This window comes from Paenibacillus amylolyticus, assembly GCF_036894225.1.
Classification (GTDB): Bacteria; Bacillota; Bacilli; order Paenibacillales; family Paenibacillaceae; genus Paenibacillus; species Paenibacillus amylolyticus.
In genome coordinates, this window is record NZ_CP145892.1 from 5,048,649 (window position 1) to 5,072,059 (window position 23,411).

Consider the following 23,411-nt stretch of genomic DNA (forward strand, 5'->3'; position numbering starts at 1 on the left):
ATAAGCAAAAAAAACAGCAGCTTTACCGGATTACATTCCAGTGAAGCTGCTGTTTCATTTTTATGGTTAAGCTTTAGCTGTGAACAACAAGTCTTTTTCTTTGATCGTAGTGCGACCAGCAGACTCAATGGACTCATACTGATGCATGTTTGTAATAATGACTGGTGTAATCGTTGTATAACCGGCTTTTTCGATCTGTTCCCGGTCAAACTCCATCAGTACATCACCTACGGTTATCTTCGCACCTGCTTGAACTTTAGGAGAGAAGAATTGACCTTTCAGCTTCACGGTGTCAATCCCGATATGAATCAACATCTCTGCGCCTGTATCACTTACCAAACCAATGGCATGTCCACTCTTCGATAACGAGAACACGGTTCCGTTGATCGGAGATACGACGCGACCTTCAGATGGTTGAATCGCGAATCCTTTACCCATAATCTCTTCAGAGAATGCAGGGTCTGGCACTTCGCTCAGCGGTTTAACTTCACCTGTGATCGGGCTGAATACTTGCTCATCTTGCGCTTTTGCTTCTTCAGTTACAGCTGCAGAAGTTGTTGCTGTTGTTGTTGCCGGCTCAGCTACTGGTGCTGCTACTGGCTCTGATACATTTTCTTCTTGGAAGCCCAAGATATACGTAATGATTGCTGCTGCTACGATGGCAATCAAACCACCAACCAGAGCATAAATCAATGTGCTAATTGCTGGACTGACAAATGCCGCAATACTCGGCAGACCCGCAAGTCCTGTAATAACATACGATTTAACATTGAAGATCCCCATAAATGCACCAGCAATAGCACCCCCGCTGAGAGCTGCGATAAATGGTTTTTTGAACTTCATGTTGATACCATACATCGCTGGTTCCGTGATCCCCATAATAGCCGTAAGACCAGTGGAATAGGCCAGGGATTTGGTTTTGCTATTTCTCGATCTGAGACCTACACCAAATGCTGCACCACCTTGTGCCAAGTTAGCTGCAAACATCAGTGGAATAATAAAGTCGTAACCCAGTGTTGTCATTGAACCTACAACGATTGGCAGCAACGCATAGTGCATACCTGTAATGATCAGCAGTGACATCGTACCACCAATCAAGATACTTGCGAAGATGGACATGTTATCGAACAACCATGAGATACCACCGGACAAACCATTACCAAGAACCGTACCCAATGGACCTACTGTCATCAACGTCAGTGGAACCATAATTAACAAGGTAACCGTTGGAACAATGAGTAACTTAAGTGAAGCATGTATAACACGATCAACGGCTTTCTCTACGTATGAAGCAATCCAAACGGCCAGAACAATCGGAATAACTGTAGAAGAATACGTTGCCGCTATGACTGTAATCCCCATAAAGGATGAATTGTGACCATCGGCCAGCAATGCTGTAATGGTCGGGTGCATAATGCCCGCAGCAAGCGCCGCGGCAATATACATATTACTACCCAGCTTACGTGCAGCACTGATCGCCAGAATGATTGGCAGGAAGTAGAAGGCACCGTCACCAATTGCCGACAAAATGATATAGGTTGAACTAGTATCGGACAACCATCCAAGTGCGACAAGGATAGCCACGATCCCTTTGATCATACCTGCACCCGTAATTGCAGGCAGGATTGGTGTAAACATACCTGAGATGAAGTCGAACAGCGCACTTATTGGATTTCTCTTTTTCTTCTCCCCAGTTAAAGCGCTTGAGGTTGCATTATCTGCGTTTGGTGATTTGGACATGTTGCCAACGAGTGCGTTATACACGATAGGCACATCGTTACCGATGATAACCTGGAACTGTCCACCGTTCTCCATCACGCCCATAACGCCTGGTGTATTTTTCAGCGTCGCTTTGTCCGCTTTTTGGTTGTCATTCAGGTTAAATCTGAGTCTTGTCATACAGTGTGTGACTTGATCGATATTCTCTTCCCCACCAACAAGCTTCAAAATGTCCTTGGACAATTGTTGTTTATCCATTGTGTTTTGCTCCTTTTATGTGTAATGAAGGTTAAAAAAAAACCTAAACACTGAATAATGACAAAGCAGGAAAGCTTATCATTATTCAACGTTTAGGTTTTGCCTTTTTAGCAGTAACAATCCCAACTTTATTCAATTGTTTGTTCATTTCTGACAATTCGTTCAATATGAATGGTCAGATACAGTATTTCTTCCTTGGACAATACCCGATTATAGATCTTACGCGTATAGTCACTGATCCTTACTGCACATGCATGTGCTTCCGGATACTGCTTGCTCACCAAGTCATGAAGCGGATTATCTACTTCTTTATCTTCAATCGCAGTTCCTTGCAACACACGTTGAGCAAAGAACTTCAGATGAGTTAAAAATCGATAATAACTCAATGAATCTTCATCAAGTTCAATCACAAAGCTACGTCTTACGATGTTAAGTATGTCCTTAACGATGTTCGTAATACTGATCGTTTCCCTCATCTCACCGTTCATCTGGGCATTAACCAGATGCATTGCAATGAATGCGCATTCGTCTTCGGGTAGCAGAACACCTAATGTTTCCTCAATAATCTGTAGCGCCTTGAGTCCAATGGCATATTCCTTCCGGTACATGCGCTTGATCTCCCAGAACAATGCGTTACGGATCTGCAATCCTTGACGATGTCGATCAATGGCAAAATGAATATGATCCGTCAGTGAAATGTAGATGCTCTCATGCAGCTTCTCACCTAACACCGTCTCGGCATAACGGATAATCTCATCCGAGCACTCGACATATTCAACCGGGATATCAGACAGAAGCGTTTTGAGTTTCTGTGATACTTCCTTACTTTCAAGCGAGAATATTTTTTCGACGAGACTCTCGTCAATCGATTCACCAGTATGCTTTTTGAAGGCAATTCCACGTCCCATAACGACCAGTTCGTTTCCTCCCGGATCAATTACGGTAACTACGTTGTTGTTCAGCACCTTCTCAATTTTCATTTCTCCACATCACCTTGCACCGTCAAAGTAGTAAAAGGCAAAACCAAAGCAGGTCACGAAATATGCCCCGCTTCTGGTTTTGCCTGATTGAACAGTAACAATCCAGTATTCATTAGCCTTAGGCCCATCTTACCATATAATTATCCATATGACAATGTTTTTGTGAAAGCGGTTAATGTGCGTTAATGTGACATCAGAAGGTGCTTGCACAACTATGCTTATAGAACTAGTATTTACTCGTTGTTGTTCTTAAGACTTACGCCATTTGTACTAATAACTTCCTTGTACCAATGGAATGATTTTTTCTTGTAACGATCCAATGTTCCTGAACCATCATTGTTGCGGTCTACATAGATGAAGCCATAACGTTTCTTCATCTCTGCTGTTGAAGCACTCACCAGGTCAATACAGCCCCATGACGTATAACCCATCACTTCTACGCCATCCTCAAGAGCTTCGCCCACCTGTACCAGATGGTCATTCAAGTATTGAATACGGTAATCATCGTTTACCGTTTTATTGCCATTTTCGTCCGTAATCAGCTCATCGACTGCGCCCAGACCATTTTCGACAATAAACAATGGTTTTTGATAACGGTCCCAGTATTTGTTCAAGGTTACGCGCAGTCCTTGCGGATCGATCTGCCAGCCCCATTCACTCGCTTTGAGATAAGGGTTTTGCACACCTGCGAACAGGTTTCCTTTTCCTTCGATACGTTTCTCGGGATCACCAGTCTCACAGATACTTACATAATAACTGAAGGAGATAAAGTCTACGGTATGCTTCAGAATTTCAGCATCGCCATCTTCAAACTTGATATTGATATTATTCGCTTTGAAATAACGATTAATGTATTTCGGATAATATCCACGTGCATGGATATCAGCAAAGATATCATTGCGCTGTTCCGCATGCATCGCTGCAACCACATCATCCGGGTTTGGAGTCAACGGATACGTAGGCATGCTCAGTACCATACAGCCGATTTTGGCTTCAGGCATAATTTCATGACCCAGTTTCACAGCTAACGCACTGGCTACCAATTCATGATGGATCGCTTGGTACAGATCCTGTTTGGACAGTTCAGCTTTTGGCGTATAGATGCCGCCACTCATGAATGGTTCCTCCAGGATGGAGTTGATTTCATTGAATGTCAGCCAGTATTTAACTTTGCCTTTGAAACGGTTGAACAGCACTGTTACATAACGCTCGTAGAAATCGATCATTTTACGGTTAACCCAGCCATCATATGTTTTGGACAAATGCAGCGGTGTCTCATAGTGAGAGATCGTTACGAGTGGTTCAATCCCGTATTTGTGGCACTCATCGAACAGGTCATCGTAGAATTGCAGACCTTTCTCATTTGGCTCCAATTCATCACCTTTAGGGAAGATACGGGACCAAGCGATGGATGTACGGAACACTTTGAAGCCCATTTCAGCAAACAGTTTAACATCCTCTTTGTAGCGGTTGTAAAAATCGATACCGATCAGTTTCAGGTTATCTTCTGTAGGTGCTTCCGTTCTAGGCGTTGTAATCCCGTGTGGCATTACATCTTGAACAGACAGGCCTTTACCATCTGTATTATAAGCTCCTTCAAGTTGGTTGGCTGCTACAGCGCCGCCCCATAGGAAGTCCTTCGGAAATGGTGTAGTCATATCAATCATTCCTCTCATTATTTATCATTATAAAGTTGGTTATTGAACTTAGTTTGTTGACAATTGTTCCAATCGTTGCAGAATCAGCTCCAGCTGAGCACCTGTAACCGACTTCGATGACTCAAATTGATCTTTGGACATACCGGACATAATACCGGCTTTGGCACTATTTTGAACGGCTTCATAAGCCCAATGCTTATCATTCAAATCCTTGAACAATACTACAATTGACTCGTCTGCAGCATTCCAGCCGCGACTCATCAAAATATGGTCTACGATCACTGCCATCTGTGCACGTGTTACTTCCTCTCCCGAGGCAAATATCTGATTGCTGACACCTTTCATCAACCCTGCCTTGGTCACTGTTGCAATGGCCTGACGAGCCCATTCAGGGGCAGAATCTGTGTACGGGTAAGCAGATTCGGATACTTTAGGAAGATTTAACTTGTCGGCAAGCACGAGGGCGATCTGCGCTCTTGTCACAGGCTCAGTTGGTTTTGTTCCATGCTCTATGTTACCTCCATCCTGTTCCCCTGAAGTTCCTTTGCTTAGTTGGAACAGGTCGGCAAGTACTTCTTTGTTGTCAAAAGCCGGTACCCATGACCAATGCTTCATGCCACCGTACAGTCTTTGGCTATCCATGTATGCATCGTCATACAGCGTCATATTGACATGCTTGGCTCCAAGCTCAGTCAAAGCCTGATAAGCCAAAGAGCTTGTCCGGCTGTCAGTGGTTGGATCATTTTTGGCATGCATAATCCATACTGGGACATCCACAATATCTTTCAGTTCTTTTTTGAATGCTTCTACAGATCCGGTATAATCCGCTACCGTATCCTTGGCCGCTACAATAATCGCTCCAGCAAACAGATCGGGATATTGTGTCAAGAAACGGAAGGCACCACCACCGCCACTGGAAACACCAGACAGATAGATCCGATTCGGATCAACTTCACCTTCAGCAACCAGCTTCTGGATTAACTCATATTGTGCAACAAAATATGCTTGCATTTTAGCCAGTTGTTCAGGGTTATCGTAAATTTTGAAACTGTAATTCTCGGGATACTGTACAGCAAGCACGGAAGTATCATACCCCGATTCTGTCCAGACTACTGCTCCACGATTAGCCGTAAGATGACTTCTACCATCCGTACCTACTTCTCCCCCTCCATGAAGCCATACCATGAGCGGCTTCGGTTCTTCGGACGTGCTTCGTTTCAGTTGATAGGACAAGTTCGCACCGTTACTGCCTTTAAATTGTCCTTTTTCAAACTCATCGACCGTACGCGTTTTGACTACATTTACATTTTTATCGTCAAAAGAAAGTTCAGGATACGCCTTGCTTTTGACTGCAAATGCTGACTTAAATCCACCTGGATATTTAAAAGGCTTTACCGCCATATGGATGGTATGATCCGTAATTGTCAATTTTATTCCGTCATCTTCATACTCATTTTGTATGATCTCTTCCGCTTCATTTAAAGGATAGCCATCATAATTGCCAGTAATTTCGAAGTCTGAAGCTTTCAGATTCTGATATTTCTCCGGATTCGCTACAGTAATGTCAAAGGACTCTACCATCTCTCCAGGATCACCAACATAGGTATTGGCCTGGATTTGAGTAACCTGGGTGCTTTCCGCACCAACGGTTGCTGGCCAGATCACACTCAGACTTAGTGTCAGGGCAAGCATCCATCCCATACTTTTTGTGTTCATACTCCATCTTTTCAAAAGATATCCCTCCATATGTAATGTTTGCAGCACATAAAAAAGCGGACAAACGCTAATCAGCAGGCCCTCAGGAACATTAAATTCCATTAAACACTAACTGTTATATCAGGTTTGCCCGCTCAGAAAACGTGAGAACTACAGTTGCTCACCATTACTGGAGATTACGTTTTTGTACCAGTCGAATGAATCCTTTTTGGAACGTTTGAGTGTTCCGTTACCTTCGTCATCCAGATCCACGTAGATGAAACCATAACGTTTGGACATTTCGGAAGTGGACATGCTCACAAGGTCAATCGGGCCCCATGCTGTAAATCCAATCAGATCGACGCCATCTTTGATGGCTTCTTTCATTTGTTCGATGTGTTTTTTCAGGTAATCCACACGATAGGAGTCATGGATCGAACCGTCTTCTTCAACACGGTCATATGCACCCAGACCATTTTCTACGATGAACAATGGTTTCTGGTAACGATCCCAGAAGTTGTTCAAGGTTACGCGCAGACCGATCGGATCGATCTCCCAGCCCCAGTCGGATGCTTCCAGATAAGGGTTTTTCACGCCGCCAGTCAGGTTACCCGATGTTTCTTCCTTGTCTGCAGATGCAGATTTGGTTACGGACATGTAGTAGCTGAAGGAGATGAAATCAACGGTATTGTTCAGCAAGATCTCGTCATCGCCTGCTTCTTTTTGGATCACGATGTCGTTTTCTTCAAAATAACGAGCCATGTAGTTCGGGTATTTACCACGAGCATGCATGTCCGTGAAGAAGAGGTTAATCTGATTCTCGTGTTGAGCCAGACGAACATCTACCGGATTACATGTTGCTGCATAAGTTTCCATACGAGCAAGCATACAACCCACTTGGGAACCAGGCATAATCTCGTGAGCAAGCTTCGTTACCAATGCACTTGCTACAAATTGGTGATGCAGCGCTTGATAAGTGGTTTGCAGTTTGTTGTCCACTTTATCGATCAGAATGCCGCCGCCAGTGTATGGGCTGAACAGCATTACGTTAATTTCATTAAACGTCAGCCAGTATTTCACTTTATTTTTATAACGGTTGAACACCGTTTCTGCATACCGAACATAGTGCTGGATTACTTCACGGCCAGCCCAGCCGTTATATTTTTGCGTCAAGCCAAGCGGTGTCTCATAGTGAGACAATGTAACGAGCGGCTCGATGCCATATTTCAACAATTCGTCAAATACTTCATCATAGAATTTCAAGCCTGCTTCATTCGGCTCTTGATCATAACCGTTCGGGAAAATACGTGCCCAGTGAATGGACAAACGGAATACTTTGAAGCCCATTTCAGCGAACAATGCAATATCTTCTCTAAAGTGATGGTAGAAATCGATACCAAAACGTTTCGGGAAACGTTCTTCAAATTTGCCGGAGAGGATCTCTTCGATTCGGGAAGAGGAAATTTCCATAGCATGTCCGCCTGTACGCTTCTCTTTGGGAACATGAGCGATCATGTCCGCTGTGGAGAGCCCTTTGCCGTCCTTATCGAATGCACCCTCCAATTGATTGGCAGCTGTAGCGCCGCCCCATAGGAAGTTTTCGGGGAATCCTTTTTTTGCCGTGGTCATGAACAACAACCTCTTTTCGAAATTTATTTTGGTTTTTCCAGGTAAAAAATGGTGTGATTTAGAGCAGAAAACAAGAAAAACCTAAACTCAAGGTAAAATAGCACCAAAAAAAGGAGCTTTCATTTCACCATCAGTTTAGGTTTTGCCTGTCTTCACAGTTACAATCCATCAAAAGATGTTATTGCATATTCTGTTGTGTTTGCTCTTGTAATGTAAGCGTAACATATCTATTTTGCAAAATCAACTTCACTGGTTCATATGATCGCTCGCACACTCTCACCATGGAAAAAATTAACGTGGCATACGCATAATGGCTGCCCTTAATGCCTGCGCTCCTTCCTCCGTTTCCAGGTAAGCGGCGGGACTTTGGTCCCCTAAAGCCGGGATATCTTTCGCCATCCATTCAAAAGCATACTCCCCCATTTCACACAAAAGCACCCGACTTATATCCGCCGGAATCCCTTGTAATTGCGCACGTTCTACCCACGTGGGGTCCATCTTTTGTCCAAGTTCTTCAAACCCTTCGGAAAATGAGTCCCAGCTTGCCTGATTAAACTCCTTTAAATAGATACCTTTCATACTCATGTAATTTCACTCCCTGGATTGCAATTAATAACACCGAAGTCCTATCTGACACAATTCATCCTTAAGCCGCTTGAAACCACTGCTGTAACAGGTAGACTTAATTTTAAATGTTTTTCGGGGGAAAGAACAGTCAAGGAGGATTCAATAATGACTCAGGAAGAAAACACATCCGGTTGGGATGCGATTGATCAATCCATGCGTGAATTGTATGGGGCACAAGAGCCAAAACACTACGGTACTGCCCTTCCGTATATTCTTGGAGGTCCCGATCCACTCGATGGCATTAGCGTTTATGCTGTCGATTACCCTATGCCTCACTGGCATTTTGTTACCTACGGTTTCTCTGAATTGTATGAAAAAGAGATGCAGGATGCATCCAAGAGCGGGTATGGATTTGAGCTCACCTTTCGTCTTACACGCAGTGAAGCAGAGACTGATCCGCCAGCCTGGGTGATGAATTTGCTACAGAATGTAGGACGGTACGTGTTCAACAGCGGAAATATCTTTCAGCCAGGAGATTACATGGACGCCAGTGGCCCCATCTGTCTGGAATCCGATACTTTGCTGACTGCTCTCTCGTTTATTGAAGATCCGGACCTACCCGCGATCTCTACGCCTAATGGTTCAGTGCAATTTATTCAGATGGTTGGCATTACAGGTCGGGAACTGGAAATGATTCAAAGTTGGAATGCTCGTGGCTTCCTGTCTGCCTCCTCCATGTTCATGCCCAAATATGTGACGGATCTGATGAGAAATTCGTACGCAGATATTCCTTCGGTTATACAAGCGGTTGAGGATGGAATGGAACAGGACGGGTCCAGCACAGCATTTTTATTCATACAACAACTGGCTTGGGAATCTCCTCGCAAAAAATTGCTGCAAAAATCGGTTCCGGCCAAACTCCAGCTTGGAGCCAAACAAGCCGTACTAGTTGGCACCATCCTTCGTAGCCGAATTTCGAAAGGTGCCTCTCTATCCTTGATCGGACCGGATACTAATATTCTGTTCGAAGCAGGAGAACATCCAGCTGTATTGGAATCGGACAGACAAGTTACCCTGACGGTGAACAAACAAATTGTTGATAAGCTGGCAGAGAACCTTCGCCCGTTTGAAGGAACATTCGAGATAACTTCATTGGATCATATTCTCGTTCAGATTGTTAGAACAGAAATCAAGGACCAAGAAGGACACGTCATTCAAACGATTGGATGAGAACTGTGCAGCAAGGAGGAAACAACATGCCTGCCATTACATTTGCCTCACGACACGAAGAGTCTCCGACTTGCTCGCATGCAGCAGGAACGGCTCCGTTCGACTATTTACCAAAACCCAGTCTGGACAGGCTTCGTAAAATCAATCATTTCCTGATTCATGCATTCCAGAACAGTATCTCGGTTATCCAAGAGAATTTAACGGGCACTTATCTGTTTCTACTCACAGATAGCAACGGTGTGCTCCTCTCGATGAATTACAGTTCAGATCTTAAAGCTGTAGTAGAAGATTCTCCCATTCGTCCGGGCATGTTCTTCACTGCACAGAGCTGTGGAGTTAACGCCATATCTGTAACGATGGACAGCAACGAGCCTGTAGTGCTGCTGCCCGAGCAGCATGAAAGTCCTTATTTTCAAAGCTGGCATTGTTACGCCGCACCTCTGTTCATGGGATCGCAACATGTAGGTTATCTGGATGTGTCCACCATTAATGCAAATATGCAAGGTGAACTGATCGCCATTGCCAAGCTAATTCCAGCGTACATGCAGAACTGTTATCAGAGTCAACAGACTGCTGAAGTGTGCGACAAACCGGCGGTGGAGTTCACCGAGCGTCAGTTAACCATTCTGGAGATGATAGCCGGAGGCCTCACGGTAAAAGCCATTGCTTTGAAATTAAAGATCAAGGAATGCACCGTGAATCATCACAAAAAAGTGATTTTTAACAAATTAGGTGTGCAATCCAGCACAGAAGCTGTTTCAATTGCCAGCCGAATGTCTTATGTATAGAAGACCCCTATAGATTCCTATAGGTAGTATATGAGAACGTTTGTGCTACAATTTAGGAAGCAGGCAACATGTAGAGAGAGAGAAACAAACACACACACATTTCAGGAGGGTAATATGACAATTCCAAAAAAAGCTTCTTTATTCGCCATGCTCATTATGATTATGCTGGTTGCAGCCGCTTGCGGTGACAAAGCAGATAACACAGCCGAAACAGAAGAGACTACCCCGACAGAAACAACGACTGGTACTGATTCTGATACAGCGAATACAGAAGAAACAGAGAACACCGAACCAGCAAGCGAAGAGCCCAAAGAAACTGATAATTCCCAAGACGTTGAGCTGGGGACTACGGAAAAAGGTTCTTACACCAATGACTATTTTGGCGTATCTCTGAAATTCCCGGAAGCATGGGAGTTCCAGGATGCTGCAGGCATGAATGAGCTGACAAGTGCTTCATCCGAAGCGATTGCTGGTGATGATGAAACGAAGAAAAAACAAATTGAACTGTCTCAGACCAAAACATTGAATCTGCTTATGGCTTCAAAGTACCCATTGGACGGAGGTCAAGTTGGCCCTTCCGCTATGGCCATTGCTGAGAAAGTAAGCTTGTTGCAAGGCATTCGTACAGGTAAAGACTACCTGGAAGCAACCAAAAAATTCATGGTGGATAGCCAGTTCCCTTACGATTATAAGGAAATGACAACGGAAACCATCGGTGGTAAAGAGATGGATCTGATGCAAATCACGATGGATCCAGGTGACGGTTCAACCGTTACTCAAGATTACTATAGTACAATTATTGAAGGATATGCTTTCAACTTCATATTCACTTACGTGGATGATAAGACCAAAGCCGAGATTGATACCATCAAGAAATCGGTTCAATTCAAATAATCGCTTTTGATTACTGCCATTATACGAAGAACATATAACTCAACCCCGATAACGATCTGTGGAGATCATCATCGGGGTTCTTTTGTCGATGAAACAGACTATATATTGCACTATCTAACTAGATATGGCTACCCAGTGCCCTTCCGTGACTTCTACCCACTTGGAATGTTCCAGATTATAACGGTCCTCTACTTCAACATTTTCTCTAGTTGTTTCTTTGACAACATGTCTCTTTTTCTTCGCTTCTACCGCCGGATCAGGCACGGGAATAGCAGATAGCAAAGCCTTGGTGTAGGCATGTTGCGGGTTGGAATAGAGTTCTTCACTCTCGGCCAGCTCTACAATTTTCCCGTTATACATCACCGCCACTCGATCACTGATATGTTTAACCATGGACAAGTCATGAGCGATGAAGAGATACGTCAATCCGAGTCGCTGCTGCAACTCTTCAAGCAATTGTACGATCTGAGCCTGTATCGACACATCCAGTGCAGACAATGGCTCATCACATACGATGAATTCAGGTTCCACAGCCAGAGCTCGTGCAATACCGATCCGCTGTCTCTGCCCACCCGAGAATTCATGTGGATAACGCTGCGCATGGGTGGGATCAAGACCCACCATCTCCAGCAATTCCTCCACACGCTTTTCCCGCTGAGCGGCAGTGCCTGCAAGTTGATGAATATCAAGCGCTTCTCCAATGATATCCATAATCCTCATTTTGGGATTCAGAGATGCATAGGGGTCTTGGAAGATGATTTGCATATGTCTACGCATCGTTTTCATCTCCGAAGCCGACAAACGATTGAGCGGGACTCCTTTAAACAGTACATCTCCACCTGTTGGCTCATGCAATCGCAGAATCGCACGGCCCGTGGTTGATTTTCCGCTACCGGATTCCCCTACAACGCCAAGCGTCTCTCCTTGACGAATATGAAAGCTAATATCATTAACCGCCTTTAAGGTGTTACCTTTCCCCAGATTAAAATGTTGTCTGAGCGATTTCACCTCAAGCAACGGCTGATCATCCTCGAGATCTCTCGGGACCAACGATACCGGTTTGGGCTTTTTCTTCTGATCCAGACGTGGTAATGCATTCAGAAGTCTGATCGTATACGGGTGTTTGGGATTAGCAAAAATCTCTGTTGTAGTCCCGGTTTCCACGATCTGCCCTTCTTTCATAACAACAACCCGATCACACATGCCTGCCACTACGCCCAGATCATGCGTGATCAGGATAATCGATGTGCCCAGTTGGTCCTGCATATCTTTCATCAAATTCAGAATCTGAGCTTGAATTGTAACGTCCAGTGCGGTTGTCGGCTCATCAGCAATGAGCAATTCAGGACGACAAGCAAGTGCAATACCAATCATGACCCGCTGGCGCATGCCTCCGGAGAATTCGTGCGGATACTGGTTGTAGCGGATTTCGCTGCGAGTTATCCCCACCCGCTCCATCATCGCGATCGCCTGTTTCTTGGCTTCCCTTTTGGATACCTTCTGGTGTTTGATCAGACTCTCGGAGATCTGTTTCCCTACTTTAATGGTCGGATTAAGAGAACTCATCGGGTCTTGAAAGATCATACCAATATCACGCCCACGAATGCTCTCCATCTCTTTCTGCGTTTTATTGGCCAGATCGACCCCTTTGAACAGAATCTCTCCTTTTTTCATCTGCGAAGGCGGCGATGCAAGCAGCCTCATAATGGAACGTGCGGTTACACTCTTGCCACTGCCCGATTCGCCTACAATGCCTAGTGTCTCTCCTTTGCGCACTTCAAAACTTACCTCTCGTACTGCATGAAACTCACTCTCTCCAGAATGAAAAGAGACCGAGAGATCATTAACTTTCAATAAAGGTTCCATGTTATCACCAGCTCTCATCCGTATTTCACATTCACTTATCTCATATGTATACCATTTAATTCCTTGACAATTGTTTAGACCCTAAATAATATATACTATATCAATCGGAATAATGCAATTTAAACCTGAATGAAAGGAGGCACGCTTGGTTTGAATCTTGCAGAAAGCAGCAGACTCTCGCGGTTGGTGCACAATTTAAGTTTTATTTATGGCAAAATGCTGCTTCATCCTTCCTACCGATATGTTCTGTTCATTCTTGGATTACCGATCAATCTGGTCGTGTTTCTAATATGGCGTTCGAATCGAAAAAATGACGGCTGGGTAGCTGCCAGGCAGACGGCTGAGCAAGAACTGCTCGCTTCTTCCTATCGGAACAAGATGAAGTTGGAAGTCGAAGAACAGCTGCGACGCAAACATCGTTTTTTCCAGCAGCAGGTCAGTGAGGAAGAATTCAGACGTCAGACCGAGGAATGGTTGGAAGAAACGGTTCAGAAAGAGTTGAAGGAGCGGACTTCTCGCATACTTCAGGAACAGGGAAGTCAACGTCTTACGATGGCCGATACATTCCACACCCTTATCGACAAACCGTGGTTTTTCGCGATATCCATTATTCCTGGCTGTCTGATGTATGGCATCCTCTTTTTGTATGGAAATCCTTATCTAAAGTACATATTTGAAAGAATACTGATGACCGTATTTGTCATTCTGGGCGTAGCCACACTCGTATTTACGATTTTGTATATGTCTCCGTTCAACCCGGCAGCTAACATTCTCGGAGAGACAGCAACGCAGGAACAGATTGCAGCATTCAATCAGGTGTATGGCTTGGATCAGCCTTATCTTACACAGCTCTGGAACAATATTAAGGGAGTTGCTCTCTTCGACCTTGGCAAGTCTTTTGCAGGAAATGAAGACGTAACAGCAACAATTGCAAGGAAGTTTCCAATTACATTGACGCTGGCGGTTATCTCCCTGCTGCTAGCACTCGTCATCGCATTGCCCATCGGTATCATCTCAGCGATTAAGCCTAATTCATGGTTCGATTATACGTTTATGTTCATCGCTCTGATTGGATTATCGATCCCGAATTTCTGGCAAGGACTTATTTTCATTCTGAACTTTTCGATCAAATTACAGTGGCTTCCCGCCACCTTCAACCCGCAGAACTGGCTGTCGATCATTATGCCAACCATTGTGCTGGGCACAGGACTTACGGCTGCGGTGGCACGGATGACCCGGTCTTCTACACTGGAAGTCATTCATGAGGATTATGTGATGACCGCCCGCGCCAAGGGGTTAAGCGAACGTCAGGTCATGCTGAAACACGCTGTACGTAATGCATTGATTCCAATCGTAACTGTGGTTGGACTTCAATTCGGAGCCATGCTTGGCGGGGCAGCAGTGACGGAGAAAGTGTTTAATATCAGCGGTCTCGGCAGCTATATTGTGGATAAACAATTCATCCCCGATATTCCGAGTATCATGGGCGGAGTAATCTACACAGCAATTACGATCTCCATTATCAATGTAGCGGTTGATCTGCTGTACGCTTTTATTGATCCAAGAGTGCGCTCCAAGATGAAACAATATTAAAGTGTGTGTTGAACTACCTCTTAAAGCAGGTGTATTATGACAAACTCGTCCTTAACACAAGAAATGCGTTTCCGGCTTAAGTCTTCTCGAGAATACAGTCAGGCCAGCTTCGCCTGGATCACGTCCCTTCTCTTGACTGCCTTGCTGCTATTCAACAGTTATGACTGGAGTGGGCAGACGTTCAAACCATTTCTGCTAACGATACTTGGGATCTATGTATTCTTCACACTGGTCCAAAGTGTCATCACCCTTCGGATTCGAAAAGACTTGATTCGTACGGGTACGGTCACTGCTCTGACTCGCAGGATCGCCTGGGTTCAGCTACTTGCCATCATTTCTGGCAACATATTTATCGTAACGGCAGCCTTTCATCTGATTCGAAAAGCCAGGAATGTGGAGTACACCTTTGCGGTATATATGCTGTTAACCCAGCTGTTCGTCATCGGTGTATCTGCGTTAAATGTTTTCAAACCTTATGTGGCTGACAACTTTCTGCCAGCTATGGCGGTGCTCATATTTATTCTGGTCATCGACCTGGTCGTACTGATTATCGTATCCCGATATAACGCGACCTCTATCCTCCCTCGCTGGATGATCGGTGTCAGTGTAGTGCTGATTCTGACCTCAATCACAGGTAATGTATTTGCCCTATTGCTCGGCATCTCCATTATTGGGCGCATTCGCAGACAGGGGAAACAAAAATCAAACTTCTGGAATGATCTGTGGGAGCGACTTGCTCCGAATATGACTGCCATGTCCGGTTTGTTTTTTATCATTTTTCTTTTCTCGATATCGATTTGCAGCTTCTTTACTTTTGATTACAGCATGGCTGTGGAAAACAACTACTCCGCTCTGCTTCAACCCCCTTCCCTTGCGTATCCCTTGGGAACGGACGACTTCGGACGATGTTTATTTTCCCGGATTGTATTTGGTGCCCGGATCTCCTTAATCGTAGGTTGCATGTCGACCATCATTCCTGTGTTGATCGGTGGAGTCCTCGGAGCATTCTCCGGTTTCTACGGAAGGCATACGGATAACATCATCATGCGGCTGCTGGATATTCTCTATGCGATTCCGGGAATTCTGCTCGCCATTGCCATTATTGCGGCGTTTGGAGCCAATACGGTCAATCTTATTCTGGCGCTGAGTCTGGGTTCGATCCCAACTTACGCCCGTACCATGAGAGCCAGTGTGCTCTATGTATCTACTTTTGAATTTGTGGAAGCTGCACGTGCACTGGGGTACAACAATCGTACGATTATTTTCAAACACATTATTCCCAACTCCCTTGCGCCCATGATTATCAAGTCCACACTCACGATTGGTGGAGCAGTTATTGCTACCAGCAGTTTGAGTTATCTGGGACTCGGCGTGGAGCCGCATATTCCGGAATGGGGTAACATTCTGAAGCTCGGCAGTACATACCTGGAGACCCACTCTTATCTGGCGATTTATCCAGGCTTGGCTATTATTCTGCTGGTTCTTTCGTTTAACTTTCTCGGTGACGGTCTGCGTGATGCGCTTGATCCCAAGCTGGAAAAGGCATAAAAGATTCGTCATTAAAATGAATGATATAGAAAAAGAATTCACACATCACACATTCAAGATATGGAGGGTAATCCCATGAAAAAACGTACACTGATCTCATTACTATTAATTCTCGTCATTGTGATTTCTGGTTGCAGTGTAAAAACGAAAACTGAATCCCAGGCGGAGACCACACCAGCGGACACAACTGAAACTGCACAAAAACCGGCTGACATTGAACTGCTCGCCATGAGTTCTTCCGAAAATGATGTAAACATTGTGCGCGACCAGCTGACTAAAAACGGCTTCAATGTGAAGTTGAACCTTCAGCCGGATTACGGCAGCTTCAAATCCCAGCAGGATGCAGGGAATTATGACATTGCCTTGTCCAGCTGGACAACGGTAACGGGAAATCCCGATTATGCGGTGCGTTCCCTTTTCAAAACAGGTGGAGATTACAGTATCCTTGCGGATGGGGAACTTGATAAACTCATCGATCAGGCAGCTACTCAAACTCCAGATGAGTACAAAGACACGTACAAACAATTGGAAGATCGCTTGGTAACGGATCAGGCGTATATCGCTCCTTTGTACATTTCCCTGAAAAGTCAGGCTGTGAACCAAGACATTCTGAATGTCGACACCGTTCGTCTCTCCAAATCCCGCGCCATGGCTTGGGAACCGATTGAGTTCAAGGACAGCTCCAAAAATGCCAAAGATCCGTTGATTCTGACGCAAAGTGCATCCGTACTGACTTCCCTTGATCCAATCAAAGGAAACGACGGCTCCATCAACCAGTTGAACACCAATATGTATGTACGTCTCGTTAACTTGACGGATGACGATCAGCTGACAGCAGATGGATCACTGTCCCATAACTTTAGTATTGCTGAAGGTAATTCGGACTACTACTTCATTCTCAGAGACGATATCAACTTTGCGAAGATTGATAACAAAAAAGCCGTAGATACAGGAGAACGTGTCGGTGCAGATGATGTGATCTTCTCCCTGGATCGTGCTAAAAATAAAGATTCCGTTCCAGATCACCGGACGTACAGTCTGCATGAACACATCAAAGAAGCTGAAGTTGTAACGGATCTGAGTGCATTGCAATCCATCAAACAATCCAGCGGTAACGGCACAATCCTCGAAGCATTGGAACAAGGATTGGGCAGCAAAATTACAGAACTCGTGACGGACAAAACCAAAGCAGATAATAGCGCAGGTAAATATCAGGTCGTTAAACTGACCACAACTGAACCTTTCCCGCAAGTACTGAACTACCTGGCTCACCAATCTGCGGGCATCGTGTCCAAAAAACAGGTGGAGAGCATCAACACATATGATGTAGCTTCCTTTGATGTCAACAAAGATATTCCTTACGGTGATCAGAACACGGTGACTGAAGGCGCAGCATACAATAACACCCTTTATACTAGCGGACCTTATATTTTGTCTTATAAAAATGACTATGAAGGTGTATTCTTAAAAAATCCGGCCTACCGTAAAGGCACGAAAGATGAGCCAAAAATTGCTCAGGTTAACGTCCGATTCATCGCGGATGCAGACAGCGCCCTCTCTGCTCTTCGCAGCAGTGAAATTCACTTATACTACGGTGTACCTGAAACCAAGTATGACATCATCGAAAATGACAGCAAACTGAAACTGCAAAGTCTGCCAAGTAACGCTGTCTCCTATCTGTTGTTTAATACGGCCAATCGTGAAGTTGCCAAGAGCAGTGACCTGAGAAAAGCCGTGCTGTACTCCATTAATCAGGATGAGATTTTGAGTTTCTACAAGAACAACAAACTTAAAGCATACTCTACAGTAAGCCCGCTCGTTCAGACCGGGAATGAATTGAAAGCTGATCCTGCAAAAGTAAAAGAATTCTTGAGTAACTACAACGCCTCCAAGTAAACGCATACCAACAAAAAGGCTGCTATCATGTGTTTGATCCTGATAGCAGCCTTTTGTCATTCTTCCAGCACACGGCAATCTGCCAGAACATCGGGATAGTTTCGCATGCTGTCCCCATCAGTTATTTTGCGAATAACTCTGCACGGTACGCCTGCTGCAAAAGAATGCGGTGGAATATCACGAGTCACCACGCTACCTGCTCCGATCACACAGCCGTCTCCAATCGTTACGCCCCCGCACACTGTGACGTTTGCCGAGATCCATACATCGTTACCAATCGTGACCGGTTTGGCATAACATAGTGACTTCACATCACCGTTCTGGTCCACCATCTGTCTCCGCTCGCTGGCAATCATGGGGTGAATGGGGGTAACAATCGTAACGTTGGGTCCAAAACTGGTATAGTCTCCGATCGTCACTTGTGCGTCGTCTTGTATCGTCAGATTGTAATTACCAAAGAAATGCTCGCCTATTCGGGTATGCACACCATAATGAAAGAAGATGGGGCCTTGCATGAATCCGCCTTCTCCAATCTCTCCCAGTAGCTGTTGCAATATCTGATTCCTTTCCTCAGTCTGTTCTTCAAAGGTCTGACTGTAACGCTGACTGAGATTATGGGCCCGCCTTTTGATGACCTTTAATTCGGGATCACTTGGACTGAACAACACGCCTTTCATGATTCTCTCTTCTTCACGCATCATGAATCCTCCTCTACAAGAGTTAGCTTATAAAATAAAAGCCACAGACATGAACTGTGGGTTATAAGGCTTCTGATAGAATGCCTGACTTCAACGCCTGAAGCACCATTCCTCGTAACCCAGCATCAAAATCATGTTGGAACGAATCCTGATGTACGATCTCGGGCAACGACGGCATGGGGTGATCCTTCCCGTATTGTTTCCACGCCATATCCAGCTCTTCTCTCTCCACCCGTTCCTGATAAATGACAATCTGGTGCGGGGCAACGACGGCATTAATCGTTTGCAAGATGTGACATACGTTCACTACAAAATCATCTTTGCTCATGTCACGTTTCCAATCAGGTGAATAAGGAAGATACTTGATCTCACCAAACATCCCGTTTTTCCCACGGATCATCTGTCCATTCAACATCATCCCCATACCCGGCGGGTATCGGTTCGGAAAATAAATTCCTGCTACACTCTGTTCCTTCATATCCGCATGCTGTGTACAGTATCCGCTAATCGCTGCATTCACATCATTCTCCACGAGAACTTTTAGTTGGAACTCACTCTCGATCTCCCGTATCAGATGTGAATGGATAAGCTCTTCATGACTGCTCACCGTGATGTCCCCATCCACGGCTTGCCCCGGAATACCGATGCCGATCATATCAATGGAGGGATATTCCTTAATGAAACGCGCGATAAGTTGCAGCATATGCTGTTTATCAAAAGCAGGCAAGATGCGCTCTTCCTTCAACACAACCTTATTCTCCAGATTCATGACCGTCGCCGAAATCAACTCCTGGCCTTTCATCTCTTTGATGTAAAGAACCAAAGCAAGCTTGAAGTTATAATTATATCGATATGCCTGAGCAGGACGACCGCCGTTAGAGGGAACCACCTTATCCTGGAACAACTCTCCGCCATCACATAATTCCTGAATCAGCGCATTAATGGTAACAACACTAAGATTGGTTAATAAAGCTAATTGCGGTTTGGTCGCCGTCTCAATCTGCTGCATGACTTCACGCACATTATTCAAATTGATGTATTTCATCATTGTAGCGTTGGCTTTTTTCATAACCCTCTCGTTTCTACTCTGGTTCAATTGAGCCAAAGCAATGGTATGGATGTCATTCACACCATATCATAACATAATGCCTTACTCGAACACATGAGTTCCATCGTGCTGGAAAAGGATCGAAATCGGCCGAGCTACTTTGTTCACTCAAACAAATCATCTATCGATTTCACAGGCTTCACTTCAATCGGTTGCTTTGACAAGACCATACTTGCATAGGTACCTGCCCATATTATAACTGCCATAATAACGTAGACCATCCATACTTACCTCCCCGTTTCATGTGGATTATGATTTTGCGATACTTACCACATGTGACTATTTCTCTAGTTAATAAACAAACTTTATAAAGTATATTACGTAAGTATGCGAGGATAATAGTTCTTTGTCAATATGATTTAGATTTATCCGAGCCCTTTTCAGTCCAAGGAACATGTGGACAACATGACTACAACAACGCGTATTATCTCGATGCCCATAAAAAATAACTGTCGAAATAATCATTCAACGATTCTTTCGGCAGCCGTTTGTTCAATATACAAGCAGTTTATTTTGAATATATTCGCTGTACCCCGGGCAATAAGCTCACAACTTGGATACCCACTCCCCATGCAAAATAGACCAAGCGAATGATAGAGACATCCTGAATCCAGTACACCTGCGCCATAATCCAGATGATGAGAGCAAACCCCGTATACAACGAAAAAGTTCAAGCCCAATAGCGGTCAGGATAGAGATTCAGTCTCTCACCCAGCCCCCAATGAATGTAGCAGATGAGCGAAATAGCAATCATTGTAGGCATCACGCCAAGAACTAGCAATAGGATGATCCCCGGGAACAAAAAACTGGCAAGAGGATTATACTCAAACCCTCTAGTACCATTCTCACACATGCCGCGTATTGTTCCTGTGCTTCTTTTCACTATATAGATCTCGAAAATCATTCGTAATGGAAAAACTTGATAAAAGAACGTACGTTCGGTATAATGGGATTATCCTGAATAAGCGAGAGGCAGATATGGACGACAAATTTATTAAGGAATTACGCGAGATTAGTCGGGATGACAGACGAAGATCGGAATTTATGATCCAAGGTTTGAAGGAAACACTGCAAGAACGCAAAGAAGAAGGCTTACTCAAGCGCTGGATACGGCGTAAAAAAACAGAGAAAAAAATCTCTCAAAGATTTAATCAAGATCCTCACTCGGATCAAAAGTAACAACATAAAAAGGAGGCGGAATACGCCTCCCTTGCTATTTACATAAGTGAATTATTTAGAATTCATTAGTTGTGACTTAACCCATAAGTTTGCCAAAGCACACATTTATGCTTCTAAATAAATCAAATCCTAGCTGAACTTGGTTCCTCATAAGCTTACTTGCCTCTTGCCAGTTAGCTAAATGAAAAAAGAGCAGCCTGCCATCCTGCAGTCTGCCCCGTGCTTTATGAACTAACGTTTCCCGTTAGCTTATAAGTAAGGGTCTCTATAGCTCTTTTACCATCTTCACAACTTCAATTTCATAATTTAAATGCTTATAGAAATTTACGGCACGAAGGTTATTGTTAAAGACATTCAGTATAAGCTGTCGATAGCCTTTTTGCTTTGACCACTCTTCTGCTTTGGTCATGAGTCCCTTGCCGACCCCTTTTCCTTCTCCTTGTGGAGAAACCGCAATCGCCACAATATAGCCTTGTTCTATATCGTTCAATTTATCTTTATGCGGCTGTACTTCAAGGAAACCCAGTAGCTCTCCTGTTTCATCTTCCGCCACAAAAATCTCAGTACCAGGAGAAAGATTGTCTACTGATTCTTGGGCTAGGCTGAGCTGTGATTCTTCCATTTTGTCTGGATCACGCCAGCTCATCAGCTCAAAGTCCATAAATCGTAAAGCCAGACTTACAATGAAATCTTTATCGGACTCTTGAAAAGCTCTAATCTGCATACACTTACCCCTTATATATAATATAAATTATGGAATACCTGTTCTAATCTTAAAATTAATGCCGTTATTTCTCCCAAAGCTCGACCAGTCGACCTTCAGGAACTTCATTCAAAATAAACTTTCCAAATTCACTAATCTCTTTTTTCTTTGCAAGAAGTACACTAATCTGTTCAAGATGCTTCATAGTCTCGTTTAGATTATGTACTTGGAAATTTAACATCACTTGTTGTTCTGTTGGAAAATAACTGTCATTCTCGATAAAGACTGTACCTTTTTTATAACTTCAAGATTCTTAGTTCTCCAAAATACTCCTCCGAAACCTTTATCATCGTATCTAAGTCCTGTTTATCATCAAATTTTTAGCTATCCGATTACATTAAATATTCGAGGTTTAAATTAAAATACCTTTTTCAACTATTCTGCCCCTTAGCTGAAAAACAGCCGACTATTTAGCCGGCTGTCTGCTTGAGTATCATTCTGAGTTCTGTGCCTGATTTAACTATTTCAGCTTTTGATCTACCCGTTTTACGGCAAAATGGCAAAAGATCGGACTGGAAAACCAGATGCTTTCTCCGCCTTCGGTACAATGTTGAAGATTACCGCGCCTTTAGCCGGCACTTGATCCAGGTTAGTTAACAGCTCGACCTGGTATGTATCCTGGGCAAGTACATAATATTCTGCCAGAAGTGCTCCATTCTTCTGATAATCCACCGCTGAATCCGTGTCAAAGGTTTCGTGACCAATGGCTTGCACTTTTCTTTCCTCAAATAAAAACATAAGCGCACTAACCGACCATCCAGGTGCATGACTGTTGCCCTCCGCATCCTTGTTATCAAATGTTTCATGGTTAGGCCAGCGTTTGCTCCAATCGGTACGTAAGGCTACAAAGCTTCCAGCTTCAATCACGCCATGCTCTCTTTCAAATTCAAGAATATGCTCCACATTCAGTGTGAAATCCGGATTGTTCTCTACTTCGGCAGACTGGTCAATGACCACAAGCGGGAGCACAAGCTCCTTCAAACCTAGTTCATCCAGATACCGGGTATCCCGAACGAAGTGGATCGGCGCATCAAGATGTGTCCCGTATTGACCCGGGAACTTGAAGCTCTGAGCAAAGAAACCTTGATCGTGATCAAACAGTGTATCGAATTGTGCTGCCTCAAAAGCTGAAAAATGTGGAGAGCCTGGACCAAACGTATGGGTCAGATCCACCCATTTCTTTTCTTTTAACAACTGAATGGCTTGAATGAGTTCGTTGGACATCCTGATCACCTCATGCACAAAATGGAATAAATTTCTCCTATTATATCTTATTCCACTACAATTGGGGAGCAGTCCCTATATTGGTTCTTAGGACTATAAATTTCAAATTTAAAAACTT

At 44.2% G+C, this 23,411-nt stretch carries 18 protein-coding genes and 1 pseudogene; 7 read left to right on the forward strand and 12 right to left on the reverse strand.

The window, feature by feature from the left end:
• Nucleotides 1-66: 66 nt before the first annotated feature.
• The 6 genes from V6668_RS22345 to V6668_RS22370 form a co-directional block, all read right to left on the reverse strand.
• Nucleotides 67-1,977: a beta-glucoside-specific PTS transporter subunit IIABC gene (locus V6668_RS22345; protein ID WP_338706757.1), complete on the reverse strand. Its 1,911-nt coding sequence runs from the start codon at nucleotides 1,975-1,977 to the stop codon at nucleotides 67-69.
• Nucleotides 1,978-2,105: 128 nt separating this feature from the next.
• Nucleotides 2,106-2,957: a BglG family transcription antiterminator LicT gene (gene licT, locus V6668_RS22350; protein WP_036617363.1), complete on the reverse strand. Its 852-nt coding sequence runs from the start codon at nucleotides 2,955-2,957 to the stop codon at nucleotides 2,106-2,108.
• Nucleotides 2,958-3,190: 233 nt separating this feature from the next.
• Nucleotides 3,191-4,615 carry a glycoside hydrolase family 1 protein gene (locus V6668_RS22355; protein ID WP_419889630.1) on the reverse strand — a complete coding sequence of 475 codons (1,425 nt, stop codon included), beginning with the start codon at nucleotides 4,613-4,615 and terminating at the stop codon, nucleotides 3,191-3,193.
• Between the two features lie 48 nt (nucleotides 4,616-4,663).
• Nucleotides 4,664-6,346: an S-layer homology domain-containing protein gene (locus V6668_RS22360; protein WP_338706759.1), complete on the reverse strand. Its 1,683-nt coding sequence runs from the start codon at nucleotides 6,344-6,346 to the stop codon at nucleotides 4,664-4,666.
• A 135-nt stretch (nucleotides 6,347-6,481) separates the two neighbouring features.
• A complete protein-coding gene (locus tag V6668_RS22365) occupies nucleotides 6,482-7,939 on the reverse strand; it encodes a glycoside hydrolase family 1 protein (RefSeq protein WP_036668687.1) in 1,458 nt (485 codons plus the stop codon).
• Nucleotides 7,940-8,230: 291 nt separating this feature from the next.
• The gene (locus tag V6668_RS22370) at nucleotides 8,231-8,524 is read right to left on the reverse strand and encodes an MbcA/ParS/Xre antitoxin family protein (RefSeq protein ID WP_338706760.1); all 294 of its coding nucleotides are present in this window, start codon (nucleotides 8,522-8,524) and stop codon (nucleotides 8,231-8,233) included.
• A 147-nt stretch (nucleotides 8,525-8,671) separates the two neighbouring features.
• Between V6668_RS22370 and V6668_RS22375 the strand changes: the two genes are divergently transcribed.
• The 3 genes from V6668_RS22375 to V6668_RS22385 all read left to right on the forward strand — a co-directional run bounded on the left by V6668_RS22375 (nucleotide 8,672) and on the right by V6668_RS22385 (nucleotide 11,418).
• The gene (locus V6668_RS22375; RefSeq protein ID WP_338706762.1) at nucleotides 8,672-9,736 is read left to right on the forward strand and encodes a suppressor of fused domain protein; all 1,065 of its coding nucleotides are present in this window, start codon (nucleotides 8,672-8,674) and stop codon (nucleotides 9,734-9,736) included.
• A gap of 26 nt (nucleotides 9,737-9,762) precedes the next feature.
• A complete protein-coding gene (locus tag V6668_RS22380; RefSeq protein WP_338706764.1) occupies nucleotides 9,763-10,524 on the forward strand; it encodes a LuxR C-terminal-related transcriptional regulator in 762 nt (253 codons plus the stop codon).
• A 114-nt stretch (nucleotides 10,525-10,638) separates the two neighbouring features.
• The gene (locus V6668_RS22385; protein ID WP_047843906.1) at nucleotides 10,639-11,418 is read left to right on the forward strand and encodes a hypothetical protein; all 780 of its coding nucleotides are present in this window, start codon (nucleotides 10,639-10,641) and stop codon (nucleotides 11,416-11,418) included.
• Nucleotides 11,419-11,532: 114 nt separating this feature from the next.
• Here the strand turns inward: V6668_RS22385 and V6668_RS22390 are convergent, their stop codons facing one another.
• Nucleotides 11,533-13,284 (reverse strand): ABC transporter ATP-binding protein, encoded by a 1,752-nt coding sequence (locus tag V6668_RS22390; protein ID WP_338706766.1) that lies wholly within the window; start codon nucleotides 13,282-13,284, stop codon nucleotides 11,533-11,535.
• A 150-nt stretch (nucleotides 13,285-13,434) separates the two neighbouring features.
• Between V6668_RS22390 and V6668_RS22395 the strand changes: the two genes are divergently transcribed.
• The 3 genes from V6668_RS22395 (at nucleotide 13,435) to V6668_RS22405 (ending at nucleotide 18,321) form a co-directional block, all read left to right on the forward strand.
• Complete coding sequence (locus tag V6668_RS22395; RefSeq protein WP_338706768.1) at nucleotides 13,435-14,877, forward strand: ABC transporter permease subunit; 1,443 nt, start codon at nucleotides 13,435-13,437, stop codon at nucleotides 14,875-14,877.
• A gap of 36 nt (nucleotides 14,878-14,913) precedes the next feature.
• Nucleotides 14,914-16,425 (forward strand): ABC transporter permease, encoded by a 1,512-nt coding sequence (locus V6668_RS22400; protein WP_338706769.1) that lies wholly within the window; start codon nucleotides 14,914-14,916, stop codon nucleotides 16,423-16,425.
• A gap of 75 nt (nucleotides 16,426-16,500) precedes the next feature.
• Entirely contained in the window at nucleotides 16,501-18,321 is a 1,821-nt protein-coding gene (locus V6668_RS22405; RefSeq protein ID WP_047843910.1) for an ABC transporter substrate-binding protein, read from the forward strand.
• A gap of 56 nt (nucleotides 18,322-18,377) precedes the next feature.
• Here V6668_RS22405 and V6668_RS22410 read toward each other — a convergent pair whose 3' ends face one another.
• Together V6668_RS22410 and V6668_RS22415 are read right to left on the reverse strand one after the other, a co-directional pair.
• Complete coding sequence (locus V6668_RS22410; protein WP_338706770.1) at nucleotides 18,378-19,022, reverse strand: sugar O-acetyltransferase; 645 nt, start codon at nucleotides 19,020-19,022, stop codon at nucleotides 18,378-18,380.
• Nucleotides 19,023-19,080: 58 nt separating this feature from the next.
• Entirely contained in the window at nucleotides 19,081-20,067 is a 987-nt protein-coding gene (locus tag V6668_RS22415) for an ROK family protein (RefSeq protein ID WP_338706771.1), read from the reverse strand.
• Nucleotides 20,068-21,105: 1,038 nt separating this feature from the next.
• Between V6668_RS22415 and V6668_RS22420 the strand changes: the two genes are divergently transcribed.
• Entirely contained in the window at nucleotides 21,106-21,306 is a 201-nt protein-coding gene (locus V6668_RS22420) for a hypothetical protein (RefSeq protein ID WP_091034774.1), read from the forward strand.
• A gap of 265 nt (nucleotides 21,307-21,571) precedes the next feature.
• Here the strand turns inward: V6668_RS22420 and V6668_RS22425 are convergent, their stop codons facing one another.
• From V6668_RS22425 to V6668_RS22435, 3 genes and pseudogenes are all read right to left on the reverse strand, one after another.
• Nucleotides 21,572-22,030 carry a GNAT family N-acetyltransferase gene (locus V6668_RS22425; RefSeq protein ID WP_076252813.1) on the reverse strand — a complete coding sequence of 153 codons (459 nt, stop codon included), beginning with the start codon at nucleotides 22,028-22,030 and terminating at the stop codon, nucleotides 21,572-21,574.
• A gap of 64 nt (nucleotides 22,031-22,094) precedes the next feature.
• Nucleotides 22,095-22,309, reverse strand: a pseudogene (locus V6668_RS22430) (hypothetical protein).
• 246 nt (nucleotides 22,310-22,555) lie between these two features.
• Nucleotides 22,556-23,293: a cyclase family protein gene (locus tag V6668_RS22435; RefSeq protein ID WP_338706776.1), complete on the reverse strand. Its 738-nt coding sequence runs from the start codon at nucleotides 23,291-23,293 to the stop codon at nucleotides 22,556-22,558.
• Between the last annotated feature and the right edge of the window lie 118 nt (nucleotides 23,294-23,411).

Excerpts from the sequence above, each read along its gene's own strand:
- V6668_RS22345 (WP_338706757.1), bottom strand. The coding sequence starts at position 1,977 with ATGGATAAACAACAATTGTCCAAGGACATTTTGAAGCTTGTTGGTGGG.
- licT (WP_036617363.1), bottom strand. The coding sequence starts at position 2,957 with ATGAAAATTGAGAAGGTGCTGAACAACAACGTAGTTACCGTAATTGAT.
- V6668_RS22355 (WP_419889630.1), bottom strand. The coding sequence starts at position 4,615 with ATGACTACACCATTTCCGAAGGACTTCCTATGGGGCGGCGCTGTAGCA.
- V6668_RS22365 (WP_036668687.1), bottom strand. The coding sequence starts at position 7,939 with ATGACCACGGCAAAAAAAGGATTCCCCGAAAACTTCCTATGGGGCGGC.
- V6668_RS22370 (WP_338706760.1), bottom strand. The coding sequence starts at position 8,524 with ATGAGTATGAAAGGTATCTATTTAAAGGAGTTTAATCAGGCAAGCTGG.
- V6668_RS22375 (WP_338706762.1), top strand. The coding sequence starts at position 8,672 with ATGACTCAGGAAGAAAACACATCCGGTTGGGATGCGATTGATCAATCC.
- V6668_RS22380 (WP_338706764.1), top strand. The coding sequence starts at position 9,763 with ATGCCTGCCATTACATTTGCCTCACGACACGAAGAGTCTCCGACTTGC.
- V6668_RS22385 (WP_047843906.1), top strand. The coding sequence starts at position 10,639 with ATGACAATTCCAAAAAAAGCTTCTTTATTCGCCATGCTCATTATGATT.
- V6668_RS22390 (WP_338706766.1), bottom strand. The coding sequence starts at position 13,284 with ATGGAACCTTTATTGAAAGTTAATGATCTCTCGGTCTCTTTTCATTCT.
- V6668_RS22400 (WP_338706769.1), top strand. The coding sequence starts at position 14,914 with ATGACAAACTCGTCCTTAACACAAGAAATGCGTTTCCGGCTTAAGTCT.
- V6668_RS22405 (WP_047843910.1), top strand. The coding sequence starts at position 16,501 with ATGAAAAAACGTACACTGATCTCATTACTATTAATTCTCGTCATTGTG.
- V6668_RS22410 (WP_338706770.1), bottom strand. The coding sequence starts at position 19,022 with ATGATGCGTGAAGAAGAGAGAATCATGAAAGGCGTGTTGTTCAGTCCA.
- V6668_RS22415 (WP_338706771.1), bottom strand. The coding sequence starts at position 20,067 with ATGATGAAATACATCAATTTGAATAATGTGCGTGAAGTCATGCAGCAG.
- V6668_RS22420 (WP_091034774.1), top strand. The coding sequence starts at position 21,106 with ATGGACGACAAATTTATTAAGGAATTACGCGAGATTAGTCGGGATGAC.
- V6668_RS22425 (WP_076252813.1), bottom strand. The coding sequence starts at position 22,030 with ATGCAGATTAGAGCTTTTCAAGAGTCCGATAAAGATTTCATTGTAAGT.
- V6668_RS22435 (WP_338706776.1), bottom strand. The coding sequence starts at position 23,293 with ATGTCCAACGAACTCATTCAAGCCATTCAGTTGTTAAAAGAAAAGAAA.